The organism is Collinsella aerofaciens (assembly GCF_028207065.1).
GTDB classification, from domain to species: domain Bacteria; phylum Actinomycetota; class Coriobacteriia; order Coriobacteriales; family Coriobacteriaceae; genus Collinsella; species Collinsella aerofaciens_AR.
In genome coordinates, this window is the sequence record NZ_JAQLFP010000039.1 from 1 (window position 1) to 15,940 (window position 15,940).

Genomic DNA, 15,940 nt, shown 5'->3' on the forward strand with positions numbered 1-15,940 from the left:
CAAATGGTTCGATGTCTGCCCGGATGCGACACTGAATGTGTCCATCCTCGCAGTATCCGGTTCTCAAGGTGCACGCCTGGCGGCTGGTCCGGTCCGACCGGGCCGCGCGGCAAGGAGATATATTGCCAGACCGCGAAGCCCTGTGGGTCGTCAATTCCACTCTTCACAAGTCCTACACAACATATCGCTTTCTATAGGTAATAGAAAGACTGGTGCGGATCTTCCGCACATATCAGATGATGACCCTTTGGTTCAGGAATATATAGAGATCGGTCACCTATATGTGTTTATCTACCCGCGCTTTTAGCAATGTAAACCGCGCTTCAGATAAAAAGAGGGAGTGCCGCGCACAACGCGACACTCCCCTAGCGATTCAAGAGAATCTATTAGGCCTCGAGAGCCTTCTTGGCGATGGTAGCCAGCTCGTTGAAGGACTCGATGTCCTCGTAAGCCATCTGAGCCAGGACCTTGCGGTCGAGCTCGATGCCGGCAACCTTCAGGCCGTGCATGAACTGAGAGTAAGAGATGTCGTTCAGGCGAGCAGCAGCGTTGATACGAGTGATCCAGAGAGAACGGATCTCGCGCTTCTTGTTGCGGCGATCACGATACTGATACTGCAGGGAGTGCTGGACCTGCTCTTTAGCATGCTTGTAAGTACGCGAAGCGGCACCATAGTAACCCTTCGCACGGTGCATAACGGTACGGCGCTTCTTCTTGGCGGCAACAGCGCGCTTAATACGTGCCATGTTCTATCAACTCCTAGACGGTAAAACGAAAAACGGGAACGCGAACTTAGGCGAGACGCGACTTGATGACCTTGCGGTCGGCAGCGGCGATCTCGGTCTCCTGACGGAAGCCACGCTTACGCTTGGTGGACTTCTTGCTCAGGATGTGGCTCTTGAAAGCCTTGGCGCGCATAAGCTTGCCGGTACCAGTCTTGCGGAAACGCTTCTTGGTGCCGCTGTGGGACTTCATCTTAGGCATGAAATACTCCTTAATCGGTTACAGAACACTAGTTACTTGGTATCGCTTGCCGCTTTATCCTCATCGAAGGCGCCCTTAATCGGGGCGAGCAGCATAAGCATGTTACGGCCTTCCATCTTAGGCTTGGACTCGACCGTAGCGTAAGGCTTGAGATCCTCGGCGAGACGCTCGAGAACGTTAAGGCCCTGCTCCGGGTGAGCCATCTCACGGCCGCGGAACATGATGGTGATCTTAACGCGTGCGCCCTTCTTGAGGAAACGCAGAACGTGGCCCTTCTTGGTCTCGTAGTCGCCAACGTCGATCTTGGGTCGGAACTTCATTTCCTTGACCTCGACCTTGGACTGGTTCTTACGAGCAGCCTTGGCCTTCATGGCCTGCTGGTACTTGAACTTACCGTAGTCCATGACCTTGCAGACCGGCGGCTCCGCGTTGGGAGCGATCTCGACCAGGTCGAGACCCTGATCGTCGGCGACGCGCTGGGCATCGCGGATGGCGAACAGGCCGAGCTGAGAGCCATCGACGCCAATCAAACGACACGAAGATGCAGTGATCTCGTCGTTGATGCGGGTGTCATCAGACTTAGCTATTTTCCCTACCTCCATTCATAAAAAAATAACCCGGCGCTTCTCAGCAACCAGGTCGTACACATAGACTTCCTCGATTTGAGGAAGGGAATCTAAGTTGTATGACCAGTCAGCTGCTCATTGGCGCCAAAAGGTGGGAACCCTCGGGTTCCTCTTTAGGGCATTGCGGGAACAACGCCTTGCGAATAATAACACGTACAGCGCGTTATCACATTACGTACACGAAAAAGGGACCTTGACCCCCTTGAACGCTCGCTTGCATGTATGGTGCTCGAGGCGAGACTCGAAGGGCCTTCGCTTCGCGAAGCCCCGGGCTTCGGGCGCGTGGCGCCCTCGCCACGCTCCGCTACAAACAGGCCACAGGCCTGTTTGCTTAACGCTTCGCGCGCTCACGCGAGTTCGGCACGAAAAAGGGGGCCGCAACCCCCTTGAACGCTCACTTGCATGTATGGTGCCCGAGGCGAGACTCGAACTCGCACGTTGTTGCCAACGGTGGATTTTGAGTCCACTGCGTCTGCCAATTCCGCCACTCGGGCACGCAATGCGTGAGTTAGTTTATCACAGCTTTCTACCGATTAGTCCGAAAATGGAACTTCGAGCATTTCGATGAGTTCGACCGTGCGGAGCATCTCGCGCCGACGGCATCCGCGACCGTCGACCGAAGCCTCACCCATCTGGTTATCGTAAGGGTCCTCGCGCATGCCGTCGAAAGAGGGCTCAAACTCTGCCTGGAATCGATTGTTGGCCACCATACGCCACGGGTCGAGATTGCCAAAGTAGTGACGGCGGCGCCACTCCTCCCCCATCCTGCGAGCAGAAGATCCAAATGACACGTCGGCGTTGAGCCATCCGGTCTGCGGCGTATAGAACTCTGCCCAGTCGTGCGACCCCACCGAATCGGGCGCAACATACAGGCCGCTCTGCCAACGGGCAGGCACGCCCGCGATACGGCACATGGTGATAAACGTGAGCGCCATAACGCCGCAATCGCCGCGGAGCGAATGCGCGCAGTCATCGGCAATAGATCCCAAAAGCAAGTACGGCGGCTGATAGCGATAGTCGATGTACTGCGTCAGGTAATCATAGATAGCACGGGCGCGATCGAGCGGATCCTCGAGCCCGTCAATGACACGGGCCGTCAGCTGCTGCAGATACGGCGTGAATGCAATGTGCGGACGGTCCTCGGAAATATCCTCGGGCAGAGGCGCATCCATACGCGGGTGAACCGGAAGTGTGCCACCGTAGACATCACAATAAGCAGCATCGATGTGATAACGATAGGTCACCGAAAATAAGTGCTCGCTCGAGGAAGACCACGAGACGGTACGCGCCGAAGCATTCGCGGGAGCAACAGCACCCTCCGGCGTCATGTCGAGAATCTCGACCCGAGACTGCTGACGGCAGGCAGCCGCGACGGGAAGCCAAGCGCAAACGGCCTCCCCTTCCAGAGCGCCGGGGACAGACACGGACGCTTTAAGCGTAATGACGCGAGCCAATCCGTTTTGCGACTCCATCTCCTTGAGCATCTCGTTGCGCAGTGCTATTCCGTCCGTAGAATCGGACCGCATGCCGGGAACCTCTTTGGGATATACGCGAAGCGAATCGAGGAAGTTGTCGAGAACGAACAGCTCACCATCGATAAAGCGCCAGTCAATACGCTTACGGTCAATCAGATCGTCAAACTGCTCCTCGGAAAACTCAGGCCACTCCTCGCGAATCATCGTAATAGCCTGATCGCGCGACACCGAAAAATGAAGCGGCGTCTCGAGCATGCGATACCGCTCGGCACGAACACAAGCAGCCAGCGAAGGCTCGGGGTTCTGCTCCAAAAGGCGATCGCAGGCAGCAACAGCCTGCGTCAAATACCCGGCATCCTTAAGACGAAGAATCTCGGGCGGCAGTCCAACATCGAGATGACGAAAGTCATCACAGCGAACATCAGCAGAGCAACCAACTGGACCCTCGTCAATAACCTTCCCATCCGAAGGCAGTACATTAATAACAGCCATACCAAAACTCCAAGTCACTAGAACGCTTGAAGCCCATTGTAGCGAGATAAAAAGAAAGCCCCAACAAGGGAGCCATCAACACCGCTGAACGGTAACCATATAACTAAAATCAGACCAGTAACCCTGTAGCAAGTTAACAAAGGAGGCCCCGTTTCCCCGGAGCTGATTCCGTCGCGCGACTTCTGGCGAAGCCAGTAGCCATCTTAATTCAGACTCGTAACCCTGCGGCGTTAAACAAAGGAAGCCCCGTCCCCCGGAACTGTTTCCTTAGCGCGACTTCTGGCAAAGCCAGGTGAGCGCAAAGGAAACAGTGTAGGGGGGACGGGGCTTCCGGCGGGAAGTTTAGCGACGCTTACGCCTTGTTGACGGAGCCAAACTCCTCCATGAGCTCCTTGGTGCGGGCAACGATGTTGTCGCGACCAGGCTTGAGGAGCTTGCGGGGGTCGAAGCCCTTGCCCTGCTGATCCTTGCCAGCCTCGATGTACTCGCGAACGCCCTTGGCGAAGACGAGCTGCAGGTCGGTGTTGACGTTGATCTTGGAGATGCCCAGGGAGATGGCCTTCTTGATCTGATCCTCGGGGATGCCGGTGCCACCGTGCAGAACGAGGGGCAGGTCACCGGTCTGGGCCTTAATCTCGCCCAGACGCTCGAAGGAAAGACCAGCCCAGTCGGAGGGGTACACGCCGTGGATGTTGCCGATGCCGCAGGCGAGGAAGTCGACACCCAGGTCAGCGATCTGCTTGCACTCAGCAGGATCAGCGAGCTCGCCGCTGGAGGTCACGCCGTCCTCGGTGCCGCCGATGCCGCCGACCTCGGCCTCGATGGACATGCCCTTGGAGTGGGCAAGCTCAACGAGCTCCTTGGTGCGGTCGAGGTTAAGCTGGAAGGTCTCCTCGTGAGAGCCGTCATACATGATGGACGTGAAGCCGGCCTCGATGCACTTGAAGCAGTCCTCGTAAGAGCCGTGATCGAGGTGAAGGGCGACGGGAACGGTAACGCCCGTGGCCTCGACGGCAGCCTTGACCATGTCGGCGCAGACCTTGAAACCGCCCATCCACTTAGCGGCACCAGCGGTGCACTGAAGGATCAGCGGAGACTTGGCCTCCTCGGCGGCCTGGAGAATAGCCAGGGTCCACTCGAGGTTGTTGGTGTTGAAGGCACCAAGACCGTACTTGCCGGCCTCGGCCTTCTTGAGCATGTCTGCTGCGTTGACGAGCATAAAAGAAACCTCCTGTAAGGTTGCTCCGATAACGCCTGAGATTTTACCACGGCGCACCCGAGCATAAACGTTCGTTTGTTCACGAATATCGTCCAAACAGACTTTTTTGACCGTTTGCCCTACGAAATCGACCCGTTGGGGAAAAATAGCTTGACGTTTGGACGCTTCTCGTGCTTCAAAAGCCGACTATTAAGCTAAATCTGCATGAAAGGGTTCTGCATGAGCTCGCGTGCCATGGTGGTCGAATCGCCATGACCGGTTAGGCAAACGGTATCGGGCGGGAGAAGCCGGGCGAGCTTGGAGAGCGAGCGCAGAATCGCCGCCTCGTCTCCTCCAGAAAGATCGGTGCGGCCGTGCCCACCCGGAAACAGGGTGTCGCCCACAAAGGCAATGTTCCCCTGCTCGGTGGCAGCAAACAAGACGATCCCGCCCGGCGTATGCCCTGGCGTCTCGATCACCTGCAGGTAGATATCGCCCACCTCGATAGCATCTCCCTCGGCGAGCAGGTGCGTCGGCTCCCCGGGGTCAGGCGTCTCAATGCCCCACATAGCTCGCTGTTCCTCGATGTTCGCATGCGGCACCGCCACATCCTTAGCACACAGCTCATACTGGCAGCCCTCGCCAACGGTGGTTCGCACGCCTGCAACACCACCAACATGATCGGCATGGCCATGAGTGCATACGGCGCCAAACACGCGTACGCCGGGATGCTCGGCTCGAATATGCTCCACCAGGCGTTCGCCTTCCCATGCGGGATCGATAATCACGCACTCATTGTCCGAAATAACAGCATAGCTATTGGTCTGAATGGGACCGTTTACGAGCGTCTCGATCTCGACCGTTCCCTTGGGAGTTAAATCCAAGGACACAGCACTCATGTCCCTCTCCTCTCTATAGAACTCGAGGCATCAAACGATGCCTCGAGTGTAGCGAATATCGATAATGTGACACGTTCGTCGCGACTAAACGCGGCGCTTAAGCTGGGCTCCACCCTCACCGGGCATCAGGCGGCGCGCGTCGTAGACCGAGTCAACGCTGCTGATGGAGGCCAGCAGCGGATCCAGACCACTCGCGTCCGAGATCTCGACCATAAAGCGCAGGGTTGCAATACCCTCGCGGTTGGTCGACGTGGCGGCAGAAAGGATATTGCCGCCCGCATCGCCAATGGCAATGGTGACATCCTTGAGCAGGCCCATGCGGTCCAGGCACTCGACCACGATCTCGACCTGGAAGAGGGTGTCGGCAGCGCCGTCCCACTCCACTTCGATCATGCGCTCGGGATGCTCCATAAGACCCTTGACGTTGGGACAGTTGGCGCGATGCACCGAAACGCCACGACCGCGCGTGATGAAGCCGACGATGTCGTCGCCCGTCACGGGGTTGCAGCAATGAGCCAGACGGACCAGTAGGCCGCTGTTGCTCTCGCCCTTGACGATAATGCCGTTGCTGGCGCTCTTGCCGCGCTTTTGCGGCTTGCGGTTGGAGCCGCGGGCAGGCTGCTTGACGACCTCGGCAATGGCTTCGGCTTTGGTGAGCTGTTCCTCGGGTTTGGGGTCCAAGATTTGCTCGACCTTATTGCCAACGGCACGTGGGGCGACTTTGCCCGCACCAACGGCGGCAAACAGGTCCTCGAGCTGCTTATAGTTAAACTGCTCCGCCACGGCGTTGAGCGCACGCGTGGATCGTGGCGTAGAGATGCCATATCCGCGCTTGCGCAGGTCCTTAGCCAGTATATCGCGGCCGGCAGCAGCGTCGTCGTCCTTGGTCGCGGCGGCGAAGTAACGGCGGATCTTTGACTTGGCGGAAGGCGTCTTAACGATCTTGAGCCAATCACGCGACGGCTTGGAACTCTTGTTGGTCAGAATCTCGACACGGTCGCCCGTCTTGATTTCGTGCGTGAGCGGCGCTACCGCACCGTTGATCTTGGCGCCGACGCAGTGGTTGCCGACCTCGGTATGGACAGCGTAGGCAAAGTCGAGCGGCGTAGAACCGGCACGAAGCGCCATGACCTCACCCTTGGGCGTAAAGACAAAAATCTCCTGGTCAAACAGGTCAACCTTCAGCGAGTGCAGGTATTCCTTGGCATCGGTGATCTCGTCAGACGCCGCCCAATCGAGTGAATGCTTGAGCCAGTTAATCTGATCGTCCAGACGCTGCGCATCATTGGTCTTAGACGCAGACGATCCGCCCGACTTCTTATATAGCCAGTGGGCGGCAATGCCGTACTCAGCCTGCTCATGCATCTCGTAGGTTCGAATCTGAATCTCGAGCGGGCGGGCCGTGGGGCCGATAACCGTCGTGTGGAGCGACTGGTAGTTATTGACCTTGGGCATGGCGATATAGTCTTTAAAGCGACCAGGCATGGGGTGCCACAGCGTATGCACCGCGCCGAGCGTGGAGTAGCAATCGCGCACCGAATGCGTGATGACGCGCAGTGCCACCAGGTCGTAGATCTCGGAAAATTCCTTGCCCTTGCGCTTCATCTTTTGGTAGATGGACCAATAGTGCTTGGAACGGCCGTTGATCTGGAAGTCCTCCAGGCCAATGCGGTTGAGCTCGTCGGTGAGTGTCTTGATGGTCTCGGCCAGATAGCGCTCACGGACCTCGCGCGACTCCGCCACCATGCGTGCGATGCGCTGGTAGGCGTCGGGCTCAAGGTAGAAGAAGGACAGGTCCTCGAGTTCCCATTTAATGGAGCTCATGCCCAGACGGTCGGCCAGGGGCGCATACACGTCCATGGTCTCGCGGGCCTTAAACAGGCGACGGTCCTCACGCAGGGCCGCAAGGGTGCGCATGTTGTGCAGACGGTCGGCAAGCTTAACGATGATGACGCGGATGTCCTTGGACATGGCGAGGAACATCTTTCGCAGCGTGAGCGCCTGTTTCTCGTCCATGCTGTCGACTTCGATGTTGGTGAGCTTGGTCACGCCATCGACGAGCTCGGCCACCGTATCGCCAAACAGGCCGGAAACATCGGCAAGCGAGGTCTCGGTATCCTCGACGGTATCGTGCAGCAGCGCGGCGCACACCACATCGCAGTCCATCTTGAGATCGGCCAAAATGATGGCCACCTCGACGGGATGGTTGATGTACATCTCACCCGAGCGGCGCTTTTGGTTGCAGTGCTTCTCGGCAGCAAAGCAATAGGCCTGCTCCACCTTAGAAAAGTCGTCCTCATTCATATATTTGAGGCACAGACGCTCCAGCTTGTCGTAGCTGTCCGCCATAATCTCGGGCGGCAGCTCATCGGCATGCTTATAGTGCTCCATCTCCGAGAACGGCTGGAGGGCGGAATCATGGGCGGTACGGGCTGCGGCATCCATCGAGGTCCCCTTCCCCTAGGCCCGCGGTACGATCGGGCGGTTAACTTTGGCTAGCATATCAGAAGCGCACGAATCGAGCGCCCAACTCCGGAAGGCCGAGAACTCCATGCGCGAACGCAAGCCCTCCAAATAGCGAATTGACCTGCTCAATTGCACACGGCCGGGGTTTTCGGCCATCGCGATGCGACGGGTGTCGTCAAACCCCGAAACGCGGCAGAAGCCAAGCTCTTCGAAGATTCCCAGGCCACTTTCCACCGAGCGCTCGTCGACCGGCGTGCGGGCATCGATGGCAAGGCACATCTGCGCGATGTCGATATCGCTCGCGCTAAAGGAATCGTCCCCGGTCTTGCCGCGGTTGGAGCGCCACATGGTTTGCAGCGCGCGATAGAGCGTGACGAGCTCGTCGCGCTCGGGCGCATAGCAGTCGAGTAGGCGCTCGTTAATGCGGGCGTCGCGCGACGAATAGAGCAGGTGAATCACGGCGGGCTGTCCATCGCGACCGGCGCGGCCACTCATCTGGTTAAACTCAATCGCGCCAAACGGCATGTGATAGAGCACGACATGGCGAATATCGGGAAGGTTGACGCCCTCGCCAAAGGCAGAGGTCGAGACGATGCAGCTGAGGCTTCCGTCTCGGAATGCTTCCTCCACGCGGCGGCGATCGGAGCGCGCAAGCCCCGCGTTATAGAACGCGATATGGGTTGCGCAATCGGGCACACGCTTGCGCAACGTCTTGGCGAGCGCCACGGATTGGTCGCGCGAATTGACGTAAATGACGGTCTTCTCCCCCGTCGCCACGATCGACACCAAACGGTTCTCGCGGCTCGCAAGGTCGCGGTCGTCCTCGAGCTGCAGGTTCTCGCGCACCGTCTCGTCGACCACCGTGCGAGTAATCGGCAGCATGCGGGCAAGCTCGGCCACGACCGGAGCCGTCGCGGTGGCCGTCGCAGCCATAACAACCGGGTCGCCCAGGGCTTTGAGGATATCGGGCATGTCGAGATAGGCGCTGCGGTCGCCGCCCTTGGCAAGGCCGGCGTGGTGCGCCTCATCGATAACGACAAAGCCGATGCGGCCCGAACGCGCGAAGCGGTCACGGTGGATAGATAGGAACTCGGGCGTCGTGAGCACGATACCGGTGCGGCCCGAAGCTAGGCCGGCGAACACATCATCGCGTGCGGCCTCCACGGTCTCGCCGGTCAGCACGCCAACGCCAATGCCAAGCGCTGCCATCGTCGACGAGAGGTGATAGGCCTGGTCGGCAACAAGCGCGCGCAGCGGATAGACAAAGATACTCGCACGTCCGCGAAGGACAGCCTCGCGCGCAGCATGTACATGGAAGATGAGAGACTTGCCGCGACCCGTTCCCATAACGGCCAAGACACTCTGGTGGTCGGCCAAGGCATCGAGCGCCTCAGCCTGCGCGCGGTGCGGCTGGTTCGATCCGATAAAGCTATGGATAAGCGAGCGCGTGAGCTCGGTATAGGAAAGCTGGGCGAGCGTCTCGCGCTTACGCGACTCCAGGCGCAGGCCGAAATCCGCCGGCTGCACGCCACGACGAAGCTCGCATGCCGGATCGTCGACGCTGGGCAGCGTGGTATCGCGGACCAGAACATCCTTGATCATGAGCTTGGGCTTCACACGCCCCTGCCAATGCTCGGCAACGGCCTCGAACACCAAGTCGACAGCGCTATCGCAGTTGATGAGCTTATCGATTTGCGGCACGCGGAACATAATGGCCGGCACACTCGCGGCGCCATCGGTCGCCACAAAGCGCATATGCTCGCCGGTTTTGCCCACCACGGCGCGGTCGCACATCGTCACGCCCTCGGCAGCCAGCAGCGGCACCTTGTTGCCCTGGCCAAACGGCTCAAGGCGGGAGATCTGCTCGATGGTCTCGATATTCAGCTCGGAAAGGTCGACGGTGGCGGCGACCTCGTCGGTGTCTTCAAAGTCCTCGGCGGGAAGCTCGGACAGCACGGCGGAAAGGCGGCGGCGGAACTCATCGAGCTTGGATGCCTCGATGGTCACACCCACCGCACCGGCATGTCCGCCGCGACGAATCAGCAGGTCGGAACAGCGCTCGACGGCGTCAAACAGGTTGACTTTGCCCACCGAGCGACCAGAGCCGCGCGCGATACCGTCCTCGATCGAGAACAGCAGCGCCGGCACGTGATAGCGGTTGGTCAGACGGCTTGCCACGATGCCCTTGACGCCCTCGTGCCAGCCCTCGCCACCCACGACGATTGCGCGTCCGCCGTCATAGGTCTCCTCGACCTTTGCCATGGCATCGCGCGTGAGCTCCGCCTCGATCTCACGGCGCTGGCGGTTGATTTCCTCGAGCTCAGCCGCCAGTGCGCTTGCTTCGATGGGATCGCGGGCAAGCAGCAGGTCGAGCGCCAGCTTGGGATCGGCCATGCGACCGGCAGCGTTTAAGCGGGGAATGAGCGAGAATGACAGGCCATCCGCCGTAATGCTCGAAAGGTCCGCCTTGGCGAGCGCGGCAAGCGCGATATAGCCTGGGCGAGCGGTTACGCGCATCTGCTGGATGCCCTCGGCAACCAGCGCGCGGTTCTCGGGCGTGAGCGGCATCATGTCGGACACGGTGCCCAGCGCCGCGACCTCGATTAGCGAACGCCAATACGACGGCTTGCCCAGGCGCTCACCCAGGACTTGCACCAGCTTGAGCGCCACACCAGCACCGGCAAGCTCGCGCGAGGGGCCCTCGTCCTCGAGCTTGGGGTCGGTCAGGGGCACACCCTGCGGCACCTGGTCGGAAGGCTCGTGATGGTCCGTGACCACCAAATCGATCCCCAGGCTCTCCAGATAGGAGACCTCCTCCTTGGCGGCAATGCCGTTATCGACGGTCACGATCAGGTTGGGTTGGGCGAGCTCGTTGACGCGGTCGAGCGCCGCACGCGACAGGCCGTAGCCCTCGTCAAAGCGATGCGGAATAAACGGCGTGACGTTGGCGCCAAACGAACGTAGCGCCTCGGTCAACAGACAAGTCGACGTAATGCCGTCAGCGTCAAAATCGCCAAAGACCGCGATGTGCTCGTGGTTGCGAATAGCGCGCTCGACGCGGTCGGCAACGACCGCCATGCCCGGAATAATGAGTGGGTCGGCCCAGTCGCGATCGAGCGAAGGCGTCAAAAACAGCTGGCCTTCCTCGATGGATGCAATGCCGTGCGCAACCATAATGCGCGCCACCAGCCCGGGTATGCCCAGGCCAGCCGAAAGCTCCTTTTCGAGCTCGGGGTTTTGCCGAGCGACCGCCCAGCGATGCGTCGTCTTAAGCGATGACATAGGCGCCCACCCCCGATAGGGGCAGGTCGCCGCGATACCTCTCACGGTTCATAGCGATGAGTCCTCTGTGTATGCCCGCTTCGGCAGGCAGATCTGTTGAACGGATTAATTATACCGTGCGGCACGGACGTACAACGTCCAGCACGCCGCGGTTTCGATAAACGAGGGCGGTAATAGCCTCGAAATATTCGAGCGTTTCTGACGCACGGACGCATGCGAGCGTCTAGCATATCCATTCAAAACGAATTCACGAACAAAGGGAGTCACAAGAGCATATGAAGCAATGGGTTGGACTGGGCAAGTTTCTCGCGGGGCACATGCAGGTCATCGTTCCGATTTGCGTGGCGCTCGGCGTGCTCTTTCCCCAACAGATTGGCGTGCTCAAGCCCATCGTTCCCGCCCTGTTTGCCTTTATGACATTCCAAGGCGCGCTCAGCAACACTTTCCATCAGGTTACTGAGGTGTTCCGCCGTCCGCTGCATCTGATTGCGGCATTGCTCGTCTCGGCGGCGCTCATCCCCCTTGCAGCCTATGCCGCAGGATCGTTGTTCTTTGGTTCCAACCCAAACCTTGTCTGCGGCATCGTGCTCGAGTACAGCGTACCCGTGGCAGTCACCGCCTTTATGTGGATCAGCATGTTCGGCGGCAACGGCCCGCTCGCGCTCACCATCATCCTGACGTCCTCGGTCATCTCGCCCGTCACGATTCCGCTCACGCTTAAGCTCCTGCTGGGTGCCACCGTTGCAATCGATGTTCCGGGCATGATGCAGAACATGGCCTTTATGATCGCCATCCCCGCCGTGCTCGGCATCGTGATCAACGAGTTCACGCGCGGATGGGGACACGAGAAACTCTCCCCCGCGCTTTCGCCCGCCTGCAAGTTCATGATGATGGGTGTCATCGCGTCCAACTCCACCGCCATGAGCGAGTACGTGCTGCACATGAATGCGGTGCGCCTGGAAGTCGCCCTCTTTATTTTGACCTTCGCCATCAGCGGCTTTGTCATCGGCATTCTGGTCGCCCGCGCGTTGCACCTGCCGTATAGCGAGACGACCACCATGTGCTTTACCTGCGGCATGCGCAATATCTCTTCGGGCGCCGTCATCGCCACGCAGTATTTTCCCGGCGAGGTCGTGTTTCCCGTCATGTGCGGAACGCTGTTTCAGCAGGTGCTCGCCTCGCTTATCGGGCATCTCTTTGAGCGTCTGACCAGCGAGGAGCGCGCCGCCCAGCGCAAGCGGGTCGAGGCCGGCCGCGATGCCATGGAACGCTAGACTGTCCGCATTACGCAGGTGATAGTCTTGCTATACGAGCGTTTCCAGATGCGCACGCAGGCGCTCTGCATCGATATCGAGCGTGGTCTCGGCATTGACCTGGGCCAAACGATAACCGACAAAGTAGGGCGAAACCACCCAACGCGGCAACACCTTGGCAATGGTCCGGCCGTCCATGTGGTAGAAGAACAAGTTGTATGACTCTGCGCGGCCACCGTGGTGCTCGTGCAGGATATAGCGCAGGGCCACCTGAATCGCATCGGCAAACAGGTCCGCTTCGGCTTGGTCTCTCGTGTCATCACTGGCGGCGATTCCCTGCGGGACTGAAACATTGACCTCAAAGAACCCCATGATCGGTTCGGTTGAGATGTTGACCGAGACTCTCCCCTGTTGCCAGACATTGACGCCTTCGAAATTGGCGGAAGTCAGCGCCGCATAGCCGTCCTCCTGTTCCAAGCCCACAATCTGCATGTGTGGATGGACGAGACTGCCGCCCGAAAGCGGGCCTTTGTTCTTGTACATGAGCACACTGCGGTACTGTTGGGAATCGATCATCTGCTGCCAACAGCCCAGGGCAAACCGCATCACATGATGCAGCTCGTCTGGCGCATAGGTCACCAAGTCGGCATCGTGATCTGCCGATTCAATCAACACGGTTTGACGGGTGGCGCGCAGGGTCTTGAACTTGTTCTCGAGCCAAATGCAGTCACCATCGCGCTGGATGATGTTGGCGAGCCCCTCCGTGTCGCAAAAAGGGCACGCGGTGCCAGGGCGACGATTATCGTCGGGCTTGCCGCTCGCCTGCTGAACGTCAAATACCAGTGCCACAGGTTACACCTCCAGCGGCACGATCTTGGTGCCATGGAGCTCGGAGACGCCCAGTGCCGCAGCCACGGTATCGCGGTTGGCCGTGGAGATGCCGCCGCCGGGAAGGATGGTCAGGCGGTCGCCCGCGTACTCGACAAGGCGTGACAGGTGCTCCAGGTTGCTCTCGATCGGCGTGCCGGCAGCGCCGCCGTGCGTTAGGACGCGCGTGACGCCGCAGTCGGCGAGCGTGTCAATGGCGTCGAGCTGAGCCTCGGGCGAGAGCTGGTCAAACGCCATGTGGAAGGTGATGTCAAGGGACTCGCGCTTGCATTCCTCGGTCGCGCAGCCCGCAGCCATAACGAGAGCGCCGAGGGTGAGCTCGTCGAGCGCCCAGCCGCCGGCACAGGGCTTGCAGCAGCCAAAGACCAGGCCGTCAACACCGGCGCTCACAGCAAGGCCCAAGTCCATCTCCATCATGCGCAGCTCGTCCTGGTTGTAATGAAAGTCGCCACCACGCGGACGAATCATGCACATCACTCGCGCGTCATGCTCGTGAGCGTAGCTGACTGTAGCGCTTATAACGCCGGCGGAAGGCGTGGTGCCACCGACGGCGAGGTTGTCACACAGCTCAATGCGCCCCGCACCAGCCTCGATGGCCGCCGGCACTCGCTCAAAGTTCTCGGCGCAAAATTCGTACAGCATAGATAGCCCCCAGAAGACATTTCTATTTCCACACGGCATTGTCGCACGTTAAATAGCAACCCGCACGATGGAACAAAACCTTGACAAGGAGTGTCCCAAAGTGCCGGCACATAAGGAACGTCCCCAGGTGCCACCTTGAGCGATGGGCACTCATTTAAGTACGTCCCCAATGAGTACCCGCAGGGGACAGACAGACCAGACTCCCTATACGACAACTGTTGACATCATATACTATGTGTCATATAGTAGGTGTTACACAGTATACTACGAAAGGAGGTGTGCGGATGGAGGCACAGATGAAGCGCGGCTTCCTCGAGGCCTGCGTGCTCGCGGCCGTCTCGGGCGAGGAATCCTACGGCTATCAGATCGTGAAGGACGTGCCCGCGAGTATGGGACTCACGGAATCCACGCTCTATCCGTTGCTCAAGCGCCTGGAGAAGGCGGGCTGCATCACCGCGCGCTCCGCCGAACACAACGGGCGGCTGCGGAGGTACTACCGCATCACGGACGCCGGGCGCGAGCGTATCGCCGAGTTCCTCGCCGAATGGCCATCCGTGCAGGAGATCTACCGTTACGTGGAGGGGGCGCACCATGACGCGCGATGAGTTCTTGAACCGGCTGGGCGAGCTTCTGGCCTGCCTGCCGGCAGATCAGGTAAAGGAAACGCAGGAGTTCTACGCGGAGGCCATCGCCGACCGTATGGAGGACGGCATGACGGAGGCCGAGGCTGTGGCCGCCATGGGCACGCCCGGTGAGGTCGCCGAGGCAACGCTCGACGAACTGCCCGCCGTGCCGCGCGCGATCGCGAGGACCAAGCGCAAGAGCACGGCACTTCTATGGGCGCTCGCCATCGTGGGCTCTCCGGTATGGATTCCGCTGCTGCTCGCGTTCGTCGCCGTTGCCGCTGCAGTCTACATCTGTATTTGGGTTCTTGCGCTCTGCGTGTGGATCGTGGCCGCGGCATTCGGGGGCGCGGGCCTGGTAGGGCTCCTGTTCGCCGTGGACGGCATCATTATCGGGCATGTTCCGTACGTTTTGGCCTCGATGGGAATGGGATTCGCTTCCATCGGTGTGGCGCTCCTCACGGGAGCAGGCGCCTGGACGGCGTCCAAGCAGATCGCGCGCCTCTCTGCCCTTTGGGCGAAGAAAGCCGTTTCGCCCTTCTGGAAAGATCGAGGCAATAAGAGCCGCATGGGCGCTGAAGCGGCGCCGCTCACGGCATAGGAAGGAGTGCAAACATGTCCAGCGTAAAAAAGATTTACCTTGCCGTAGCGGGTGGGCTTGTTGCCACGGGGCTCGTCCTGGCTGCTATCGGATTTGTGGCCTCCGGCTTTAACCTCGCTGTGTTCAACACGCAGATCGACCTGCGCGATGACACCATCATTCTGGGTGGTGTTGAAATGGACGACCCGACAGGGCTTCCACTCATCGAGCAGCTTGCCGAGGTTGGCGAGATCCATATTGGATCTGCAACGGCTGGTTCGTCTTCTACTCGCAAATGATCGAGCTCGTAGCAGCCATCCCCCTTCGGGCACACCACGACGGGCGTGAGCACGCCGCACTCGGAGCCTTTTGACCTAGTCATTGGGGACGTTCTTAAACGACTAGTCATTCAAGAACGTCCCCAACGACTACCCCCAACGTCGATGTTTTGGCAACGACAGACACTATGACCCAATCCGAGGGCACTAAAAAGATAGGAGCCCCCGCTCGTGACCGCGGGTCGGGGCTGCGA

The 15,940-nt window shown here is 59.5% G+C and carries 15 protein-coding genes and 1 tRNA gene; 5 read left to right on the forward strand and 11 right to left on the reverse strand.

Annotated elements, in window-relative coordinates; genetic code table 11:
• A partial coding sequence (locus PMX72_RS09480) for a hypothetical protein (RefSeq protein WP_271746212.1) occupies positions 1-307 on the forward strand: 307 nt, incomplete at its 5' end.
• 79 nt (positions 308-386) lie between these two features.
• Here PMX72_RS09480 and rplT read toward each other — a convergent pair.
• The 9 genes from rplT to recJ all read right to left on the reverse strand — a co-directional run bounded on the left by rplT (position 387) and on the right by recJ (position 11,422).
• On the reverse strand, positions 387-746 hold the full coding sequence (gene rplT / locus PMX72_RS09485; RefSeq protein ID WP_006234421.1) for a 50S ribosomal protein L20: 360 nt from the start codon (positions 744-746) through the stop codon (positions 387-389).
• 46 nt (positions 747-792) lie between these two features.
• The gene (rpmI, locus tag PMX72_RS09490) at positions 793-984 is read right to left on the reverse strand and encodes a 50S ribosomal protein L35 (protein ID WP_006234422.1); all 192 of its coding nucleotides are present in this window, start codon (positions 982-984) and stop codon (positions 793-795) included.
• A 32-nt stretch (positions 985-1,016) separates the two neighbouring features.
• Positions 1,017-1,586: a translation initiation factor IF-3 gene (infC, locus tag PMX72_RS09495; RefSeq protein ID WP_006234423.1), complete on the reverse strand. Its 570-nt coding sequence runs from the start codon at positions 1,584-1,586 to the stop codon at positions 1,017-1,019.
• A 431-nt stretch (positions 1,587-2,017) separates the two neighbouring features.
• A tRNA-Leu gene (locus tag PMX72_RS09500) sits at positions 2,018-2,104 on the reverse strand.
• A 39-nt stretch (positions 2,105-2,143) separates the two neighbouring features.
• Positions 2,144-3,577: a transglutaminase-like domain-containing protein gene (locus PMX72_RS09505; protein ID WP_271729807.1), complete on the reverse strand. Its 1,434-nt coding sequence runs from the start codon at positions 3,575-3,577 to the stop codon at positions 2,144-2,146.
• Between the two features lie 352 nt (positions 3,578-3,929).
• Positions 3,930-4,796: a class II fructose-1,6-bisphosphate aldolase gene (fba, locus tag PMX72_RS09510; protein ID WP_117862441.1), complete on the reverse strand. Its 867-nt coding sequence runs from the start codon at positions 4,794-4,796 to the stop codon at positions 3,930-3,932.
• Between the two features lie 194 nt (positions 4,797-4,990).
• Positions 4,991-5,674, reverse strand: coding sequence for an MBL fold metallo-hydrolase (locus PMX72_RS09515; RefSeq protein ID WP_271729806.1), 684 nt, complete (start codon positions 5,672-5,674; stop codon positions 4,991-4,993).
• 84 nt (positions 5,675-5,758) lie between these two features.
• A complete protein-coding gene (locus tag PMX72_RS09520) occupies positions 5,759-8,119 on the reverse strand; it encodes a RelA/SpoT family protein (RefSeq protein WP_271729805.1) in 2,361 nt (786 codons plus the stop codon).
• A gap of 15 nt (positions 8,120-8,134) precedes the next feature.
• The gene (gene recJ, locus PMX72_RS09525) at positions 8,135-11,422 is read right to left on the reverse strand and encodes a single-stranded-DNA-specific exonuclease RecJ (protein ID WP_271729804.1); all 3,288 of its coding nucleotides are present in this window, start codon (positions 11,420-11,422) and stop codon (positions 8,135-8,137) included.
• A 275-nt stretch (positions 11,423-11,697) separates the two neighbouring features.
• Here recJ and PMX72_RS09530 point away from each other — a divergent pair, with 275 nt between their 5' ends.
• The gene (locus PMX72_RS09530) at positions 11,698-12,696 is read left to right on the forward strand and encodes a bile acid:sodium symporter family protein (protein WP_271729803.1); all 999 of its coding nucleotides are present in this window, start codon (positions 11,698-11,700) and stop codon (positions 12,694-12,696) included.
• A 30-nt stretch (positions 12,697-12,726) separates the two neighbouring features.
• Here the strand turns inward: PMX72_RS09530 and PMX72_RS09535 are convergent, their stop codons facing one another.
• Together PMX72_RS09535 and PMX72_RS09540 are read right to left on the reverse strand one after the other, a co-directional pair.
• Positions 12,727-13,524, reverse strand: coding sequence for a DUF4931 domain-containing protein (locus PMX72_RS09535; RefSeq protein WP_271729802.1), 798 nt, complete (start codon positions 13,522-13,524; stop codon positions 12,727-12,729).
• Positions 13,525-13,527: 3 nt separating this feature from the next.
• Positions 13,528-14,205, reverse strand: a complete 678-nt coding sequence (locus PMX72_RS09540; RefSeq protein ID WP_271729801.1) for a copper homeostasis protein CutC — start codon at positions 14,203-14,205, stop codon at positions 13,528-13,530.
• Between the two features lie 284 nt (positions 14,206-14,489).
• On the opposite strand from PMX72_RS09540, the gene PMX72_RS09545 reads away from it, so the two are divergent.
• The 3 genes from PMX72_RS09545 to PMX72_RS09555 are packed head-to-tail and all read left to right on the forward strand — an operon-like array spanning position 14,490 to position 15,707.
• Positions 14,490-14,810 carry a PadR family transcriptional regulator gene (locus PMX72_RS09545; RefSeq protein WP_187362357.1) on the forward strand — a complete coding sequence of 107 codons (321 nt, stop codon included), beginning with the start codon at positions 14,490-14,492 and terminating at the stop codon, positions 14,808-14,810.
• Entirely contained in the window at positions 14,797-15,429 is a 633-nt protein-coding gene (locus PMX72_RS09550) for a DUF1700 domain-containing protein (protein WP_117655177.1), read from the forward strand. Before PMX72_RS09545 ends, PMX72_RS09550 begins: the two co-directional genes overlap by 14 nt.
• Before the next feature lie 14 nt (positions 15,430-15,443).
• The gene (locus PMX72_RS09555) at positions 15,444-15,707 is read left to right on the forward strand and encodes a hypothetical protein (RefSeq protein WP_117734502.1); all 264 of its coding nucleotides are present in this window, start codon (positions 15,444-15,446) and stop codon (positions 15,705-15,707) included.
• Positions 15,708-15,940 lie beyond the last annotated feature (233 nt).